Raw genomic sequence first — 16,423 nt, forward strand, 5'->3', positions numbered from 1 at the left:
GAGACGACATGACCGTACATTTCATCGGAGCAGGCCCGGGCGCGGCGGATCTCATCACCGTGCGGGGCAGGGATCTCATCGCCCGGTGCCCGGTCTGCCTCTATGCCGGCTCCATCGTCTCGCCGGAGCTGCTGAGCTATTGTCCTCCAGATGCTCGCATTATCGATACCGCCCCGATGTCACTCGATGAGATCGAGGCGGAATATCTGCGCGCCGCCAATGCGGGGGAAGACGTCGCGCGGCTTCACTCCGGCGACCTTTCGGTCTGGAGCGCGGTCGCCGAGCAGGTACGGCGGCTCGAAAGGCATGGCATTGCCTATACGATGACGCCGGGTGTTCCGGCCTTTGCCGCCGCCGCATCCGCGCTCGGGCGCGAGCTCACCATTCCCGAGGTGGCGCAAAGCCTGGTGCTGACACGGGTTTCGGGAAGGGCATCGCCGATGCCCAACGACGAAACGCTGGAAAAATTCGGCGCGACGGGCTCGACGCTCGCGATCCATCTCGCCATCCATGCCTTGGAAAGGGTCGTGCGGGAACTGACGCCGCTTTATGGTGCCGAATGCCCGGTGGCGATCGTCGTCAAGGCATCCTGGCCGGACGAAAGGATCGTGCATGGCACGCTTGCCGACATCGAGCAAAAGGTCGCCGCAGAGCCGATAGAGCGCACCGCCATCATCTTTGTCGGCCCCTCGCTGGCAGCCAGCAATTTCCGTGAGAGCTCGCTTTATGATCCGGCCTATCAGCGGCGCTTCCGAGGGAGGGAATAACGCTGAGATTTACCCCAAATAAGGCGCCATCGTAACGACTTCGTAAGGCTGTTTTGGGAACCTTTGCGAGATAAATCCTCACGATGAATCGGCTGGGCAAATTCATGGACAACATCAAGGAAGAGTGGATCGGCCGGCGGGCCTATGCCCTATGGGAGGCGGAAGGCCGGCCTGAGGGGCGCAGTGGCGAACACTGGCGCCAGGCAACGGAAGAATACGAACGGCGGGAGCGGACAAAAGCCTCGCCCGACGGCAGCGAACTGATTGCCGCGTTGAAGGCCGCGGGCCGACAGATGAAAGCCCGCGGCGCTGCAGCGGACCAGACACCTGGCCCGAGGAAATCGGCAACTCGCGTCTAGATCCGGAAGGATGTGAAGTAGTTTTCCTTCAGAACGCTGAACTGCTTCTTGGGTGCTCGCTACAGTCCCGACGATTAGACTGCTCGCGCCAGATAATCCATGCTCGCCTTCAGCGCAGTCGCCGGATCCCTGAGTGCATGCACGTCCGGTGCAAATGGCTCGAAGGAGAAGGGTCCCTTGTAACCCTCCTTCAACAGGGCGCCCATCTGTCCGGTATTATCCAGCCGGTCGGTTTCGTCGACCAGGACCCGATGGGGATCGCGCATATCGGCAACGGAAACCATCCGGTCGCTGACGCCGGAAATATGAACAAGGCCTGTCAGCTCCGGGAAAAGCCGCGGCTCGCCCGCCAGATGATGGTGGAACGTGTCGTGCACCAGCTTGAAGCTTGACTGCGCGCCAAGTTGCGCGATGGCGTTCGCCGCTTCCGTCTTCGAACGTAGCGAGCAGATCTCGAAACCAAGCGGCTCGACCAGGCCAATAATGCCTGCCGCCTCGAGCATCGGCTTCAAAGCTTTGAGTGCCGTCAGCAGGTTCTCCTGGCGCACGCCATCTTCCGTGCCCGTGCCGTCATTCTTCGGAACCAGAACTAGCGCCTTGGCGCCGCAGTCGCGCGCATAGCCGATGAGCTCAGCTGCCTCCTTTGCGCGCGCCTCGTTCCATTCATTGAAGCGTTGCAGGGCATTGATCGAAATAATGGTAAGCCCATGCTTTTCCGCGGTTGCCTTGATCACTGAGGCCGGCGTGCCGTCAAGAATGGCGTTTCCGGCAAGATCATTGCGGATCTCCACGGAGGTGAGGCCGAGCGATCTCGTCAGGGCAAAAAAGTCGTCGATCGGGAGAGAGGGAGCGCACATGTGGTTAAGTGCGAACGGAACGGGATACATGTCGAAAATCCTCCTCTGGGGCTGCGCATCGGCAGGACGCGCATTCATCGGCTCAATGCCTAAAGAAAAATGCCGTCCCGATCCATCACCTCGGAGTGCCACAGTTCCATCATCCCTGATAGAAACGCCTTGGAAATGATAGAATTCCATCAATCAGATATTCTCTGAAATGAAGATATCGAAGGGCAGGAAGGATTGGCCGGGCAGAACGGCCTGACCGCGGTCGATCGCGCCAATCATGAGGTTGATAGCTTCATTGCAGAGGGCGGCAAGCGGCGTTGCGATGACCATGGTTACGATGTCCTCGGCAAGTGCCGCCTTCGATTCCGGTGTCAACTCATTGACGACGACCACCAGCTTGCCGGCGAGGTTTTCCTCCCGGATTGCCGAGATGGCGCCTTCCATTCCTCCGCCGGCGACATAGAAGCCGATGAGATCGGGATGCTTCTGCAGAAGGTTCAGTGTCGCTTCGTGTGTGATCTCGGCGGTTTCGAGATTGATGAGCGTGTCGACCACTTCGAAATCCGGCGCGTTCTCCCGGAAATAGGAGCGGAATCCGATCTCCCTCAGTTCGTGCCCGTGGAAACGGTGGCTACCGACGAAACAGGCGATTTTTCCAGGCTTTCGCGCCGCCTTTGCGATCATCCATGCAGCCGTGCGCCCTGCCTTGCGATTGTTGAGGCCGACATAGCCATCGCGCACGCCGGTCGCGAGATCAGAAAGCAGCGAAAAAACCGGCACACCTCTTTCCTTCAATTCCTCGACTGCCGCCGTTAGCGCGGGATAATCCGGCCCGACAAGTGCTACCGCCTGATTGCGCGCCGCCATTGTCTTCAGCTTCTCGATGATCGCCGCAGGCGTGGCCGCCGTGGCAAAATCGATCTGCACGTGAACGCGTGCCTTGTCGACCGATTGCGCCGCCGTTTCGATTTCCCGGGCGAGCGCCTGGTAGAAGGCCTGGGTCGGCTTTTGCAGGAGAAAGCCGAGCCTGTATTGCGGCAGGTCCTCGAAGACGCGTTGCCGCAGTAACGCGACCGCATGGTAGCCAATCGCCTGCGCCGCGTCATAGACCCGTCGCGCCGTCTCCTCGCGCACGCGATGACGTCCATTCAGAACACGGTCGACCGTGGCGACACTGACACCCGAGGCTTTTGCAAGATCGGAAATGGTAGGGCGTCCCATGGTGGCTCCTGATGCGATGCTGTCATGAATGACGTTATGTTGTGATGGTTTTTGATAGATTATAGCAAGACTGCATTGAGGCCGGTCGAAAGTCAACTTATCCTGATTTTCGTCGAGAGCGTGCGGGGAGGTGATTATGACGGCGCGGTCGGAAAAACGTGACTACAGCCTGCTCGGGCCGACGGGCCGTGCTGCGGTGGAGAGAGGCCTTGCGGCAGCTGAGTGGTATCATACCGACATACCGCGCAAGGAGATGAAGGCGCTGATGCAGCGCTCCGATGCGCCCGCCATCCGCGATACGCTTCTCTGGCTCGGAAGCATGATCGTCTTTGCCGGCCTCGGCATCTATTTCTGGGGAACGTGGCTCTGCGTACCCTTCTTTCTCGCCTATGGCGTTCTCTACGGCTCGGCCTCCGACAGCCGTTGGCATGAATGCGGCCACGGCACCGCCTTCAGAACCCGCTGGATGAACGATGCTGTCTATGAGATCGCCTGCTTCATGATCATGCGCAACCCCGTAACCTGGCGTTGGAGCCACACACGCCACCATACCGACACCGTCATCGTCGGCCGTGATCCGGAAATCGCCGTCATGCGTCCGCCGGACCTCCTTCGCCTGATCCTCAACTTTTTCGGCATCATCGACGTCTGGTATGCAATGATCGACATGGTCCGGAATGCCTTCGGCGTCATCAGCGCCGAGGAAAAGACCTTCATCCCGGAGATGGAGCAACCGAAGGCAATCCGCGTCGCCCGTATCTGGCTCGCGATCTATGTCGTAACGATCGCGCTGGCGCTCGCCACCAGCTCGATACTGCCGCTCGTTCTCATCGGCCTGCCCCGGCTTTACGGCGCTTGGCACCATGTTCTGACGGGCCTGCTGCAGCATGGCGGCCTCGCTGACAACGTCATCGATCACCGGCTGAACAGCCGCACTGTGTACATGAATCCGATCAGCCGCTTCATCTACTGGAACATGAACTATCACGTAGAGCACCATATGTTCCCGATGGTGCCCTATCACGCGCTGCCGCGCCTGCATGCCATGATCAAGCACGATCTGCCGGCGGCCAATCCGTCGATTTGGTCGGGTTACCGCGAGATGATCCCGGCCTTCCTGCGCCAGCTCCGCAACGAGGACTACTTCCTGAAGCGCGAACTGCCGGCGACGGCCAAACCCTATCGCGAAGAATTTCACAACGAATTGCCTCAGGCCGCACAATGAGTGCGATTGCCCGCAAAGCATATAGGGAGGAAAGCATGAGCGGAAACTGGATCGAAGTCTGTGCAGCGGACGAGATCGATGAGGAGGATGTCATCCGCTTCGACCACGAAGGCCGCACTTTCGCCGTCTACCGCAGCCCGGACGATGAATATTTCGCGACCGATGGCCTTTGCACGCATGAGCAGGTTCATCTCGCCGACGGTCTCGTCATGGACGAGATCATCGAATGTCCCAAGCACAACGGCCGCTTCAACTACCGAACCGGTGAGGCAAAGGGCGCTCCTGTCTGCGTCAATCTGAAGACCTATCCGGTCAAGGTCGAAGACGGCACGGTTTTCATCTCGCTCTGAAAAGGATTGGCCATGACGCATTTCGTCATCATTGGAGCAGGGGAGTGCGGTGCGCGCGCAGCCTTTGCGCTCCGTGAGAAAGGGTTCGACGGCAAGGTCACCCTGATCGGCACGGAGCCTGTCGCCCCCTATGAACGGCCGCCACTTTCGAAGGCGAGCCTTCTGGAGGCCCTTGAACCGAAATTCATCGCAAGCATGGACCGCTACGCCGAAGGCCGCATTGACCTGCTGACGGCAACCACCGCCGCGGCGTTAGACCCTGCCAGCAAGACGGTAACGCTTTCCGACGGACGCCTGCTCCATTACGACAAGCTGCTTCTGGCAACCGGCGCCCGGCCGCGCTCTTTCCCCGGCATCACGGATGGCAGCGGCCGCATCCGCACGCTTAGAACGCATGCTGACGCCGAAGCCTTGCGCGAGATCCTTGAACCGGGCAGGCACATCGCCATCATCGGCGGCGGCTTCATCGGCCTCGAGCTCGCTGCCAGCGCGCGGGCGAGGGGTGCGGCGGTCACCGTCATCGAAGGCCTGCCACGCGTGCTGATGCGCGGCGTACCGGAGAAGATTGCCACCGTCATTGCGGCGCGTCATCGTGAGGAAGGCGTGGAGTTGCGTTGTGGCCAAGCGATTGCTGCGTTGGAGGAGGGGTCGCAGAGCGCCGTCGTCCGACTGGCGAATGGTGAGGTGATCGCTGCCGATCTCGTTCTCGTCGGAATCGGCGCCATACCGAACACCGCGCTTGCCGAAAGAGCCGGGCTCGCGATCGAGAACGGCATTGCCGTCGATGAGCGGCTCCAGACTTCGGCGCCGAATATCTATGCAGCAGGCGACTGCTGCTCCTTTCCGCTGGCGCTCTACAGCGGACGTCGGGTGCGACTGGAATCCTGGCGCAATGCCCAGGAGCAGGGTGCATTGGCCGCGGCCAACATGCTCGGCGCCGGTCTATCCCAGACGGCAGTGCCCTGGTTTTGGTCGGATCAATATGATTTGACGTTGCAGGTGACAGGCCTTGCCGACGGGGCAGTGACGCATCTGCACCGGGATCTGGGGGAACACGCCTTCCTTCTTTTCCACCTGGACGAGACAGGCCGGCTGGTTGCCGCAAGCGGTATCGGGCGCGGCAATGCCGTTGCGCGCGACATCCGGCTCGCCGAAATGCTGATTGCCGCTCACGCCCGCCCCGATCCCGCAGCACTGACGGCAAGCCACGTCAAGCTCAAGGCCCTTCTCGCGGCCTGACCGGCCGTCTTCCGTTTCAACCGCCGACCAAACGAGGAACTGGCTATGAAGAAGAACAATCGTCCGACGGTTGCCGACCTGCTCGCATTGAAGGGTAAGCGCCAGTTGACGATGCTCCGCGTGATGACGCTCGAAGAAGCGGCGGCGGCTGAAAAGGCGGGGATCGATATGGTTTCCGTGCCGCCTTCCCTGCTTGGTCCGGAATTTCGCGAGGCCGCGCCCTCGACCTTCGCTATCCCCGGCCTGGAGTATGGCGATTTCATCACCGCAGAAGAGTATCTGCGCGCTGCCTTCAAGACTCTGAAGGCAGGAGGAGATGCCGTTTATTGCGCGGCCAGCCTGTAGACCATCCGCCGCATGCGCGAGGAGGGCATCCCGGTCTGCAGTCATGTCGGGCTGATTCCTTCGAACGCGACCTGGACCGGTGGATTTCGCGCGGTCGGCAAGACCGCCGCGAGCGCACTCGAAATTTGGCGTCAGACGAAGGCCCTGGAGGAGGCAGGCGCCTTCGCCGCTGAGATCGAAGTTGTGCCGGGCGAGGTTGCCGCCGCAATCAGCGAGCGGACTTCCATGATGATGATTTCCATGGGAGCCGGCAGCGGCTGCGATGCGCAATATCTCTTTGCCGAAGATGTGCTCGGTTCCAACCGCGAGCATTATCCACGCCACGCGAAGGTTTACCGCAATTTCGCGGCCGAATACGACCGGCTGCAGCAGGAGCGCATTGCCGCCTTCGCCGAATTCGCCGCCGATGTAAAATCCGGTGCCTACCCCGAACGGCGTCACCTGGTCGGCATCGACCCGGCGGAGTTGCAGTCGTTCCTTGATCGCCTTGAATTGAAAAGGAACCACTCTTGACGAAAGGCGGATTGCGATAGAAGTCTTGCCGAAACTCTGAACGGAGGAATCGGGATGAAACTTGTCGGGCTATCTGGAAGCCTTCGCCAGCGATCCTACAATACGGCACTCCTGCATGCCGCAGCCGCTATGGCGCCGGAAGGCGTCGAATTCGTCAAGGCCACCATCCACGGCATTCCGCTCTATGATGCCGACCTCGAAGAGGCGGAGGGCAATCCCCCGAAAGTGGCCGAATTGAAGGATCTGATCGCCGGCGCCGACGGCCTCATCATGTTTACGCCGGAATACAACAATTCGATGCCGGGCGTCTTCAAGAACGCGATCGACTGGCTGAGCTCGGGCGCTGATGCCCACCGCGTTTTCCGCGGTAAGCCCGTCGCTCTTGCCGGCGCCTCTCCCAGCGGGTTCGGCACGATCCTCAGCCAGAACGCCTGGCTCTCCGTGCTGCGCACGCTTCGCACGCGGCCCTGGCTGGAAGGTCGGCTGATGATCTCCCATGCCGGCTCGGTCTTCGATGCCAATGGAATGTTGGCCGACGAGAAGGTGAAGAAGCAGCTTTCGGAATTTCTGCAGGGCTTTGCTGCCTTCGTCGCCGCCGGGAAATGATCAGCGATAGCCGCGCTAATTTTTAGAGCCGGTTCAGATACGCTTCAGCAAGTTCCGTCCAGAATGCGGCGCCGATCGGCAGCAGATCGTCGTTGAAATTATAGGCCGGATGGTGGAGCGGCTTCTCGTCGCCGGTCACCCTGCTGCCGAGGAAAAAATAGGTTCCGGGTTTTTCCTGGAGCATATAGGCGAAATCCTCGCTGCCCATATAGGGACGTTCCAGGTCGACAATCTTGTCGGCGCCCGCGAACCGCGTGGCGAGGTCGCGCACGAAATCGGTTTCGGCCTTGTGATTGATCGTCGCATCATAGCTGCGCAGGTAACGCACGGTCGCCGTCATGCCGAAGCTTTCCGCCTGGCTTTCGGCGACAAGCGTGATGCGCCGCTCCAGCTCGTCGCGCACCTTCGGATCGAAGGAACGGATGCCGACAACGATCTCAGCCCGTTCGGGAATGATGTTGCTTGCCGAACCGCTGTGAAAGGACCCGACGGTCACCACCGTCGGGTCCATCGGATGGATGTTGCGCGACACGATGGTTTGAAGGGCCATGACGATACTCGCGCCGCAGACGATCGGGTCCGCCGTCTCCTGGGGTTCGGCACCATGGCCACCACGACCATTGATCGTGACGCGGCATTCATCGACCGCGGCCATCACCGGGCCTTCGCGAAATGCGAACTGGCCGAAAGGCAAAGCCGGTTCGTTGTGCAGCGCGAAGACGGCATCGCATGGGAATTTTTCGAAAAGCCCATCATCCATCATCAGCTTGGCGCCGCCGAAATTTTCCTCGGCCGGCTGGAAGATGAGATGGATCGTGCCGTCAAATTTTTTTCGCTCCGCGAGCGCCCTGGCGGCGCCAAGCAACATGGTCGTATGTCCGTCGTGACCGCAGGCATGCATCAGTCCCGGCGTCTTGCTGGCATAATCGAGGCCTGTCTCCTCGAGGATCGGCAGCGCATCCATATCGGCGCGGATGCCGATCGTCCTTTTGCCTGTCCCGTTCGAAAGCGTGGCGACGAGGCCGGTCGTGGCCAGCCCGCGGGTGACCGTATAGCCGAGTTTTTCCAGATAGCCGGCTACAAAGTCGGAGGTACGAAACTCAGAAAGCCCCAGTTCCGGATGGGCATGCAGATCGCGGCGGATGGCGACGAGTTCCGGCATGGAATTGGCAAGCGAAACGTTGATGGACATATCAGGCACCACGGGTGGGAATGCGGTTTTCGAAATAGCGGAAGCCGACGACCAGCAAGCCGGTCAGGCACATATAGACGAGTGCCAGCAGAAGTAAGGGCTCATAGGTGACATAGGTCTCCTGGCGCACCTTGGAGATGACCGAATAGACGTCGATGACGGTGATCGTTGCGACCAGCGGCGTCGACTTGAGCTGCAGCACGGTCTCGCCGGTCAGTGTCGGCAATGCGCGATGGACGGCGCGCGGTAACCAGATGCGCCGGAACAGCGTCCAGCGCCCCATGCCATAGGCGCGCGCAGCCTCCAGCTCACCCGCAGGCACGCCGGCAAAGGCGCCGCGCATAACTTCGCCTTCGTAGGCGGCAAACGAAATAGTCAGCGAGGCGACACCATACGGCCAGGCTTCACGCAGATAAGGCCAGAGAAAGGAGTGCCGGATCGCCGGAAATTGCGGGAAGAGCGAACCGAGGCCGTAATAGAGGAGCCAGAGCTGCAGGAGCAGCGGCGTACCGCGGATGATCGTGCAAAAGCCCCACGCGAGCAGCTTCAGCGGCCATGGACCCGTGACCTGCACCAGCCCCAGCGGTACGGCCAGAAGAAAGCCGAGGATGGATGTGCTGGCAAGCATTGCGAGTGTCACGCAGATGCCCCACCCAAGCCGCGGCAGATAGCGTGGCAACCAGTCCCAACGCATGAACCAGATGATGGCGAAAACGGCGAGAGCGAAGAGAGCGATCAGTACGATCCGGTGCGGCTGGAAGAAGCTTTTGGCCTTTGGCAGATCTTCCGGCGTGAACGCCATGGCGTGGGTGATTTCATCGCTCATCACTGCTCCGCCAATCCGCGCCGCGCATGTCGCTCGATGATGTGGACAATGAGATTCGAAACGAGCGTCAGGAGCAGATAGAGGGCCCCGGCGGCGCAGAAGAACAGGAAATAGGCCTTGGTCGCACCGGCTGCTTGCCGGGTGACGAGCGTCAGCTCGCTGAAGCCGACGACGGCAAGCAGCGCGGTATCCTTGGTCGCAATCAGCCAGAGATTAGCCAGACCCGGTATGGCATAGGGCAGCATGGCCGGTAGCGTCACGCGGCGCATAACCTTGAAGGGCGACATGCCGAAGGCACGAGCCGCCTCGATCTGCCCTGCCGGAACAGCCTTGATCGCGCCCCGAAGAACCTCGGTCGAATAGGCACCCTGAACGACGCCGATCACGAAGATCCCTGCAGCCAGGCCGCTGATGTCCACCGCTCCGTAGCCGAAGGCGGTCAATGCCTGATTGATGACATCCGTTCCGGCATAATAGAGCAGAAGGATGAGCACCAGTTCGGGAACCGCGCGCACGATCGTCGTGTAGCATTCAAGAAGGTCACGCAGGATTGGGCCGCCGTAGAGTTTGCCGAAGGCGCCTCCGATGCCCAGCAGAAGTCCAAGCCCGAAGCCGCCAATGGCGATCTGAAGGGAGTTTGCAAAACCTTCGAGCAGCACGCCGCCCCAGCCGGGGGGCGAGAGCGCCAGCAGGCTCCAGTTGATGAGGGAACTGGGATCCGTCGCCATGGGACTTTCGATCTTCGAAGGACATGACCGGCGATCCTTTTATCGCCAGTCATGCGGATTGATTTAGCCGCCGTAGATGTCGAAGTCGAAATACTTCTTGGAGAAGGTGTCGTAGGTGCCGTCGGCGCGGATCGCCTTGATGGCGGCGTTGATCTTGTCCTTCAACGCCGTGTCGCCCTTGCGCAAGCCGACGCCGACGCCGGTTCCGAGGATTGCCGGATCGTCCGCGACATTGCCCTTGAAGTCGCAGCATTCCTTGCCCTGATCGCTCTTCAGGAAGGCATCGAGGGCGATTGCGTCAGCTTGAACCGCATCGAGACGACCGGCCGCCAGATCCTGATTAGCCTCGTCCTGGGTCTGGTATTCCTTAACCGTCGATTTGGCGGCGAAATATTTGTTGGCATAATTCTGATGAACGGTTGCGACCTGAACGCCGATGGTCTTGCCCGCGAGACCCTCCGGAGTGGCGTCGAATTTCTGGTCCTTCGGACCGATGATGCCCGTCGGCGTGTTGTAATATTTGTCGGAGAAGTCGATGGTCTGCTGCCGCTCGGCGGTGATCGTCATCGAGCCGACGATCATGTCGATCTTCTTGGACGTGAGCGCAGGGATGATGCCGTCCCAGGCGACTGGGGTGATGACGCAGTCGAGTTTGGCTTCGGCACAGATCGCCTTCATGAAGTCGACTTCCCATCCAACCCACTGGCCGCTTGCGTCCGGCGAGGTGAACGGAGGGTAGGGCTCGGCCGCGAAGCCGACCTTTACGGTTTCGGCCGCTGCCGCCGTCGCGCCGGCGATGCCGAGTGCGACTGCGAACGCGATTGTCTTCAAAGTCTTCTTCATGCTGTTCCCCTGTTCTGGTGGTTGTTGAGCATTGTCGAAATCAGTGAATGGTGCTGATGAACTTCTTCAGGCGCTCGGATTTCGGTGCGCCGAAGATCTCCTCCGGCTTCCCTTGCTCCTCGATCATTCCGTTATGCAGAAAGACGACATGGCTTGCGACGTTGCGCGCGAACTTCATCTCGTGCGTGACCAGGATCATCGTCCGCTTTTCCTTCGCCAGATCGGCGATAACAGTCAGAACCTCGCCGACCAGTTCGGGGTCGAGCGCCGAGGTCGGTTCGTCGAAGAGCATCACGAGCGGTTGGATCGCAAGCGCCCGCGCGATCGCGGCACGCTGCTGCTGGCCGCCGGAGAGAAAGGCGGGATAGGCGTCGCGCTTATCGTAAAGGCCGACTCGGCGAAGCAGCGCTTCAGCCGTCTCGATCGCCTCCGCCTTGGATTTCCCGAGAACGTGGACCGGCGCCTCGATTATGTTCTGCAGGATCGTCATGTGCTGCCAGAGATTGAAGCTCTGGAACACCATGCCGAGTTGACTGCGGATGCGCTGCACCTGCCTGCGGTCCGACGGCATCAGGCCGCCATGCCCGTCTTTCTTCATGCCGATCGTTTCGCCATGGACCGTGATCGATCCCGCCGTTGGCAGCTCCAGCATGTTGATACAGCGAAGAAAGGTCGATTTTCCCGAGCCGCTGCCGCCGATGATGGCGATGACGTCGCCCTCGTTGGCGGTCAGCGATACACCCTTCAATACTTCCAGTGGCCCGAAACGCTTGTGGAGGCCGGTAACCGCGATAGCCTGAGCCCGGCCGCTCATAAATGATATGCCCTTCCCAGATGGGCACGCGCCTTGATAGGCATGAGCACATTTCCCCTTGTTTTTCATGCGGCATCTTCGGCCGTCATGCTTGTTCCGCGGGGTATCGTTGCACTTGTGCGGAAATTATTCAAGCGTATAATAACGGCAATGCCGCTTTTTCTGGCATGCCCACCACCTGATCAAATATCCAACAGGAGTACGCAATGACTGCTTTCGGTTCGCAGCACATGTCGGCCAGACTCTTGCGTGTCCTGATGCGCCGGCCGGGAGCGAGCCTGAAAGCGGCCGATCCGACGGATTGGCATTACGGACCGACATTCGATGCGGAAAAGGCCGTCCGGCAATATGCCGAGTTCGCGGATCTGATCGAGAGGTCGGGCGCGGAGATCCTCTGGATCGAGGATACCGGCGACGGTCTTGCGGATGCCATGTTCACGCAGGATCCATCCTTGATGACGGATCATGGCGCCGTGCTCCTGCGGATGGGGAAACCGCTCAGGCGTGCCGAGACTGCGCTTCACGAGCAGGCCTACAGACAGGCCGGCATTCCGATTCTCGGGCGCATCGAGGAGCCGGGCACCGTCGAAGGCGGCGACTGCGTCTGGCTGGATTCCAGGACGCTGATCGTCGGCCGCGGCGTCAGGAGCAACGAAGAGGGTATCCGCCAACTGTCGCGAATGCTTTCGCCGCATGGCTTTGAGATTCTTGGCTTCGACCTGCCGCTCTGGCAGGGCGAGGAAGCCTGCCTGCACCTGATGTCGGTCATCAGCCCGCTTGCGTCCGATCTCGCGCTTGTGTTTGCGCCTTTGCTCCCGGCGCCGTTCTATCAGCTTCTGAAGCATCATGGCATCGGCCTCATCGAGGCGCCCGCCGACGAGTTCCACGCGAGCAACGGGCTGAGCCTCAATGTCCTGCCTCTCGGGCCGAGGGACGTCATCATGATCGAAGGCTTCCCCAAGACCAGGGCCGCGATGGAGGCGGTCGGCTGCACGGTCACGACTTTTGAGGGCGATGCGCTCTGCATCGCCTGCGAAGGCGGCCCCACCTGCCTGAACCGGCCCATCCTGCGGCGAGCGTCATGACACGCCGAACGTTTCATCGCGCCCCCGAAGGCGAACGGCGGCAAGAGCTGATCGAAGCAACGCTCAACTGCATCGCCGAAGTCGGCCTGCAGGGCGCGACGGTGCGCGAGATCGCGGTTCGCGCAGATGTGACGGCCGGGCTCGTCCGGCACTATTTCGAATCGAAGGATCAGATGGTCGCCGCCGCCTACCGGCAGGTGCTCGCCACCTTCGCGGCAAGGGCTGAGACGATCGATGGGGATCCGGCGACACGGCTGCGGGAATTCATCACGCGTAACCTGAGTGCGCCGATCGCCAATAGCCGCAGTCTGTCGCTCTGGGCGACCTTCATCAGCCAGGTCCAGGTCGACCCTGCGCTCGCCGCCATTCATCGCGAAGGTTACCTGAACTTCCGCGACGAGTTGCAGGGCTTGATTTCTAATTTCCTGACCTCGATGGGACGGGAAGCGAGTGCCGCGGAATGCCGCCGATTGGCGATCGCCATCAATGGATTGATCGACGGCCTCTGGCTTGAAGAGTGCCTCGCCGGTGACCTCTTCGACCAATCCGAGCTGGTCGGCATCGCCATATCGTCCGTGGAATCGCTGCTCGGATTGCGGCTCGGCAACACCATAAAAAACTAGAAAAGAAGAAGGAAGCACCCATGCGCTACGCATCGATCACGGACCGTCTCGCTGATCTGGGCTCGGGAAAATGGACATTGCATCTGAGGGCGCGGCAGATGAAGCAGGCGGGCGCCCACATTATCGAGCTTACCATCGGCGAGCCGGATCAGCCGATCGATCCCCAGCTCATCATCGAAGCGCAGCGCGCCATGAATGCCGGTCGCTACCGTTATTCAAACGGCCGCGGCGAACCATCCGCCGTTACCGCGATCGCGGAGAAATATCGCAAGCGGCGTCCCGACGTCACCTGGGAGAACGTGCTGTGTTTTCCCGGCACGCAGACGGCACTCTTCGCCGTGATGCTCGGCCTCGTCGAGGCCGGTGACGGCGTGCTTGTCGGCGATCCGCTCTATGCCACCTATGAAGGGGTGATCCGGTCGACCGGCGCCCATCAGGTGACGGTGCCGCTCCGCCCGGAATTCGGCTTTCATATGCAGGCCGCCGATCTCGAAAGAGCCATCACGCCAGAATGCCGCGTCCTGCTCCTCAATACGCCGCACAATCCGACGGGCGCCGTGCTGACGGCCGCCGAAATCGCCGCCATCGGCGATGTCTGCCGTCGCCACGATCTCTGGATCGTCTGCGACGAAGTTTATGAGGAACTGGTGTTCCGAGGATCCTTCGCTTCGCCCTTCGACGATCCCGGTCTGGCGGAGCGCACGATCGTCGTCTCCTCGATCTCGAAGTCCCATGCCGCGCCAGGCTTCCGCAGCGGCTGGGCCGTCGGCCCGGCCGAATTTGCAAATCGGCTGCTCGCGGTGTCCGAGACCATGCTCTTCGGCGTGCAGCCCTTCATTGCCGACATGACGGCCCATGCGTTGACAAATCCGATCGAGACATCGGCCCGCATGCGTGCATCCTACAGTAAGCGCGCCGAGCGTATCGCCGCAGCACTTGCCGGTGCGCCCGGCATTGTTCCCCTGCCGCCGGAAGCCGGCATGTTCATTCTGCTCGACGTCACCGGGACCGGCCTGAGCGGCGAGGAATTCGCCTGGGCATTGCTGGAGGAGGAGGGTGTGGCGACCATGCCAGGATCGTCCTTCGGGCAAGAGGCGCAGTATTTCGTGCGCGTTAGCCTGACGGTGCCGGACCAGGCGATCGACGAGGCCTGCGGCCGCATCGCAGCACTCGCCCGCCGGCTGGCGCTGCGCGAGGAGCGTCGGGCATGACCGCAACGAAGACCGTGGGCGAAGCGCTCATCGATCTCCTTGAAGCCAATGGGGTCGAGACTGTTTTCGGCATTCCAGGTGTTCACACCATCGAGCTCTATCGTGGTCTCGCCGGATCGAACATACGGCATGTGACGGCGCGCCATGAGCAGGGCGCCGGCTTCATGGCCGATGGTTATGCCCGTGTCAGCGGTAAGCCGGGCGTTGCATTGGTGATCACCGGGCCTGGCATTACCAACACGATTACGGCAATGGCGCAGGCGCGCGCCGATTCCATCCCGATGCTGGTGATTTCGGGTGTTAATCGTCGCAATGCGCTGGGACATGTTCGCGGTCTCCTGCATGAGCTTCCCGATCAGCACGGCATGATGAAGACGCTCGCCCTCTATTCCCATACGCTGCTTGAACCGGAGGACCTGCCTGCGGTGATGGCGCGGACCTTTTCGGTGTTGATTTCCGGACGCCCGGGACCCGTCCACATTGAAATTCCAACCGATGTCATGGCGGCGCGGATCGGCCGGCCGCAATCGCGGCAAACGGCGATTACGCGCCCCTATGCGGATGCCGAGAGCCTGGAGAAGGCTGCCGCCCTCTGCGATGTCGCCACCCGTCCGGTGATCGTCTGCGGCGGCGGAGCCGTTCTTGCGGAGGAAGAGATCAGGGCGCTTGCCGAGCGGCTCGGTGCGCCGGTCGTCACGACGGTGAATGCACGGGGCCTGCTGGCCGACCACCCCTTGCGTGTGCCGGCAAGTCCCAGCCTCAAGTCGGTGCGGATGCTGCTCTCCGAGGCTGATCTGGTGCTGGCAATCGGAACGGAGATGGGGCAGACCGACTACGACATGTATGCCAATGGCGCGTTTCCGATGCTTCCCAACCTGGTGCGCATAGATATCGACGCTGCGCAACTCTCACGTGGCCCGCATGCCGTGCTTTCCGTGCTATCCGACGCCGGGGCCGCAACAAGCGGCATCGCCGCGCGCTTGGTAAGCAAGCCGTCCGCGACTGGAAGCCATCGAGCCGAAGCTGCGCGCAAGGCGGCACTCGCCGAACTCACCGCCAAGATGCGCGTGGAAATCGGCATCCTGGACGCGATCTTTGGCGTGTTGCCGGACTGCACGATCGTCGGTGACTCGACCCAAGCAGTCTACGCCGGCAATCTCTATTGCGATGCGCCGCGCCCGAAGAGCTGGTTCAATGCCGCCACCGGCTATGGCGCGCTCGGCTACGCGCCTCCCGCCGCTATCGGTGCTGCGATCGCCGATCCCGCGCGCCCGGTCGTCTGTCTCGTCGGGGATGGCGGGTTCCAGTTCTCGCTGGCGGAAATGGGCTCGGCTGTCGACGCCGGTGCACGCATCATCTTCCTTGTCTGGAACAATGACGGCTATCGGGAGATCGAATCCGCAATGGTGGAGGCCGGCGTGGCGCCGGTAGGTGTAACGCCTTCGGCACCGGATTTCCTGTTGGCTGCAAAAGCCTATGGCATTCCAGGCGTGCGCCTTACCGATATCGGGCAGATGCCTGCAGTGCTGACGGAAGCCGCAGCGCGAATGGGACCCACCCTTGTCGAAATTCATCAAACCTCGACGGCCGGCGCCACCGGGTAAACGACCATTCGCGTTCGGCCCCTG

17 protein-coding genes and 1 pseudogene are annotated in these 16,423 nt (G+C 61.2%); 11 read left to right on the forward strand and 7 right to left on the reverse strand.

All coding sequences use genetic code 11. The features are described 5' to 3' along the window. The first annotated feature begins 8 nt into the window (after positions 1–8). Both cobM and AAE029_RS02635 read left to right on the forward strand, forming a co-directional pair. A complete protein-coding gene (gene cobM, locus AAE029_RS02630; RefSeq protein WP_371071230.1) occupies positions 9–767 on the forward strand; it encodes a precorrin-4 C(11)-methyltransferase in 759 nt (252 codons plus the stop codon). Between the two features lie 104 nt (positions 768–871). Next, positions 872–1,126 (forward strand): DUF2934 domain-containing protein, encoded by a 255-nt coding sequence (locus tag AAE029_RS02635; protein ID WP_371071231.1) that lies wholly within the window; start codon positions 872–874, stop codon positions 1,124–1,126. 74 nt (positions 1,127–1,200) lie between these two features. Here AAE029_RS02635 and AAE029_RS02640 read toward each other — a convergent pair whose 3' ends face one another. Further along, complete coding sequence (locus AAE029_RS02640) at positions 1,201–2,013, reverse strand: TIM barrel protein (RefSeq protein ID WP_371071232.1); 813 nt, start codon at positions 2,011–2,013, stop codon at positions 1,201–1,203. Between the two features lie 153 nt (positions 2,014–2,166). Further along, on the reverse strand, positions 2,167–3,195 hold the full coding sequence (locus tag AAE029_RS02645; RefSeq protein ID WP_371071233.1) for a LacI family DNA-binding transcriptional regulator: 1,029 nt from the start codon (positions 3,193–3,195) through the stop codon (positions 2,167–2,169). 136 nt (positions 3,196–3,331) lie between these two features. Between AAE029_RS02645 and AAE029_RS02650 the strand changes: the two genes are divergently transcribed. The 5 genes and pseudogenes from AAE029_RS02650 (at position 3,332) to AAE029_RS02670 (ending at position 7,473) form a co-directional block, all read left to right on the forward strand. Beyond that, positions 3,332–4,420 (forward strand): fatty acid desaturase family protein, encoded by a 1,089-nt coding sequence (locus tag AAE029_RS02650; RefSeq protein ID WP_371071234.1) that lies wholly within the window; start codon positions 3,332–3,334, stop codon positions 4,418–4,420. 35 nt (positions 4,421–4,455) lie between these two features. Then, on the forward strand, positions 4,456–4,770 hold the full coding sequence (locus AAE029_RS02655; RefSeq protein WP_371071235.1) for a MocE family 2Fe-2S type ferredoxin: 315 nt from the start codon (positions 4,456–4,458) through the stop codon (positions 4,768–4,770). 12 nt (positions 4,771–4,782) lie between these two features. Next, the gene (locus AAE029_RS02660) at positions 4,783–6,009 is read left to right on the forward strand and encodes an NAD(P)/FAD-dependent oxidoreductase (protein WP_371071236.1); all 1,227 of its coding nucleotides are present in this window, start codon (positions 4,783–4,785) and stop codon (positions 6,007–6,009) included. Positions 6,010–6,054: 45 nt separating this feature from the next. Next, positions 6,055–6,867: pseudogene (locus AAE029_RS02665) on the forward strand (3-methyl-2-oxobutanoate hydroxymethyltransferase). A 54-nt stretch (positions 6,868–6,921) separates the two neighbouring features. After that, entirely contained in the window at positions 6,922–7,473 is a 552-nt protein-coding gene (locus AAE029_RS02670; RefSeq protein ID WP_371071237.1) for an NADPH-dependent FMN reductase, read from the forward strand. A gap of 22 nt (positions 7,474–7,495) precedes the next feature. Here AAE029_RS02670 and AAE029_RS02675 read toward each other — a convergent pair whose 3' ends face one another. The 5 genes from AAE029_RS02675 to AAE029_RS02695 all read right to left on the reverse strand — a co-directional run bounded on the left by AAE029_RS02675 (position 7,496) and on the right by AAE029_RS02695 (position 11,876). Continuing rightward, complete coding sequence (locus AAE029_RS02675) at positions 7,496–8,665, reverse strand: M20 aminoacylase family protein (protein WP_371071238.1); 1,170 nt, start codon at positions 8,663–8,665, stop codon at positions 7,496–7,498. A gap of 1 nt (position 8,666) precedes the next feature. Continuing rightward, positions 8,667–9,491 (reverse strand): ABC transporter permease, encoded by an 825-nt coding sequence (locus AAE029_RS02680; RefSeq protein WP_371071239.1) that lies wholly within the window; start codon positions 9,489–9,491, stop codon positions 8,667–8,669. Beyond that, positions 9,491–10,219 carry an ABC transporter permease gene (locus tag AAE029_RS02685; protein WP_371071240.1) on the reverse strand — a complete coding sequence of 243 codons (729 nt, stop codon included), beginning with the start codon at positions 10,217–10,219 and terminating at the stop codon, positions 9,491–9,493. The genes AAE029_RS02680 and AAE029_RS02685 overlap by 1 nt, the downstream gene beginning before the upstream one ends. Before the next feature lie 63 nt (positions 10,220–10,282). Then, entirely contained in the window at positions 10,283–11,062 is a 780-nt protein-coding gene (locus AAE029_RS02690) for a transporter substrate-binding domain-containing protein (protein WP_371071241.1), read from the reverse strand. A gap of 40 nt (positions 11,063–11,102) precedes the next feature. Continuing rightward, complete coding sequence (locus AAE029_RS02695; protein WP_371071242.1) at positions 11,103–11,876, reverse strand: ABC transporter ATP-binding protein; 774 nt, start codon at positions 11,874–11,876, stop codon at positions 11,103–11,105. Between the two features lie 206 nt (positions 11,877–12,082). Between AAE029_RS02695 and AAE029_RS02700 the strand changes: the two genes are divergently transcribed. The 4 genes from AAE029_RS02700 to AAE029_RS02715 are packed head-to-tail and all read left to right on the forward strand — an operon-like array spanning position 12,083 to position 16,399. Beyond that, positions 12,083–12,961 carry a dimethylarginine dimethylaminohydrolase family protein gene (locus AAE029_RS02700; RefSeq protein ID WP_371071243.1) on the forward strand — a complete coding sequence of 293 codons (879 nt, stop codon included), beginning with the start codon at positions 12,083–12,085 and terminating at the stop codon, positions 12,959–12,961. Beyond that, entirely contained in the window at positions 12,958–13,584 is a 627-nt protein-coding gene (locus AAE029_RS02705) for a TetR family transcriptional regulator C-terminal domain-containing protein (protein ID WP_371071244.1), read from the forward strand. The genes AAE029_RS02700 and AAE029_RS02705 overlap by 4 nt, the downstream gene beginning before the upstream one ends. Before the next feature lie 20 nt (positions 13,585–13,604). Beyond that, the gene (locus AAE029_RS02710) at positions 13,605–14,795 is read left to right on the forward strand and encodes a pyridoxal phosphate-dependent aminotransferase (protein ID WP_371071245.1); all 1,191 of its coding nucleotides are present in this window, start codon (positions 13,605–13,607) and stop codon (positions 14,793–14,795) included. Then, on the forward strand, positions 14,792–16,399 hold the full coding sequence (locus AAE029_RS02715) for a 5-guanidino-2-oxopentanoate decarboxylase (RefSeq protein WP_371071246.1): 1,608 nt from the start codon (positions 14,792–14,794) through the stop codon (positions 16,397–16,399). Before AAE029_RS02710 ends, AAE029_RS02715 begins: the two co-directional genes overlap by 4 nt. The last annotated feature ends 24 nt before the right edge of the window (positions 16,400–16,423 follow it).

Source organism: Sinorhizobium sp. CB7, assembly GCF_041357635.1.
In the GTDB taxonomy this organism is placed as follows: Bacteria; Pseudomonadota; Alphaproteobacteria; order Rhizobiales; family Rhizobiaceae; genus Rhizobium.

What these genes read in the sequence shown, in the direction of transcription:
- cobM (WP_371071230.1), top strand. Translation starts at nt 9, where the DNA reads ATGACCGTACATTTCATCGGAGCAGGCCCGGGCGCGGCGGATCTCATC.
- AAE029_RS02635 (WP_371071231.1), top strand. Translation starts at nt 872, where the DNA reads ATGGACAACATCAAGGAAGAGTGGATCGGCCGGCGGGCCTATGCCCTA.
- AAE029_RS02640 (WP_371071232.1), bottom strand. Translation starts at nt 2,013, where the DNA reads ATGTATCCCGTTCCGTTCGCACTTAACCACATGTGCGCTCCCTCTCTC.
- AAE029_RS02645 (WP_371071233.1), bottom strand. Translation starts at nt 3,195, where the DNA reads ATGGGACGCCCTACCATTTCCGATCTTGCAAAAGCCTCGGGTGTCAGT.
- AAE029_RS02650 (WP_371071234.1), top strand. Translation starts at nt 3,332, where the DNA reads ATGACGGCGCGGTCGGAAAAACGTGACTACAGCCTGCTCGGGCCGACG.
- AAE029_RS02655 (WP_371071235.1), top strand. Translation starts at nt 4,456, where the DNA reads ATGAGCGGAAACTGGATCGAAGTCTGTGCAGCGGACGAGATCGATGAG.
- AAE029_RS02660 (WP_371071236.1), top strand. Translation starts at nt 4,783, where the DNA reads ATGACGCATTTCGTCATCATTGGAGCAGGGGAGTGCGGTGCGCGCGCA.
- AAE029_RS02670 (WP_371071237.1), top strand. Translation starts at nt 6,922, where the DNA reads ATGAAACTTGTCGGGCTATCTGGAAGCCTTCGCCAGCGATCCTACAAT.
- AAE029_RS02675 (WP_371071238.1), bottom strand. Translation starts at nt 8,665, where the DNA reads ATGTCCATCAACGTTTCGCTTGCCAATTCCATGCCGGAACTCGTCGCC.
- AAE029_RS02680 (WP_371071239.1), bottom strand. Translation starts at nt 9,491, where the DNA reads ATGAGCGATGAAATCACCCACGCCATGGCGTTCACGCCGGAAGATCTG.
- AAE029_RS02685 (WP_371071240.1), bottom strand. Translation starts at nt 10,219, where the DNA reads ATGGCGACGGATCCCAGTTCCCTCATCAACTGGAGCCTGCTGGCGCTC.
- AAE029_RS02690 (WP_371071241.1), bottom strand. Translation starts at nt 11,062, where the DNA reads ATGAAGAAGACTTTGAAGACAATCGCGTTCGCAGTCGCACTCGGCATC.
- AAE029_RS02695 (WP_371071242.1), bottom strand. Translation starts at nt 11,876, where the DNA reads ATGAGCGGCCGGGCTCAGGCTATCGCGGTTACCGGCCTCCACAAGCGT.
- AAE029_RS02700 (WP_371071243.1), top strand. Translation starts at nt 12,083, where the DNA reads ATGACTGCTTTCGGTTCGCAGCACATGTCGGCCAGACTCTTGCGTGTC.
- AAE029_RS02705 (WP_371071244.1), top strand. Translation starts at nt 12,958, where the DNA reads ATGACACGCCGAACGTTTCATCGCGCCCCCGAAGGCGAACGGCGGCAA.
- AAE029_RS02710 (WP_371071245.1), top strand. Translation starts at nt 13,605, where the DNA reads ATGCGCTACGCATCGATCACGGACCGTCTCGCTGATCTGGGCTCGGGA.
- AAE029_RS02715 (WP_371071246.1), top strand. Translation starts at nt 14,792, where the DNA reads ATGACCGCAACGAAGACCGTGGGCGAAGCGCTCATCGATCTCCTTGAA.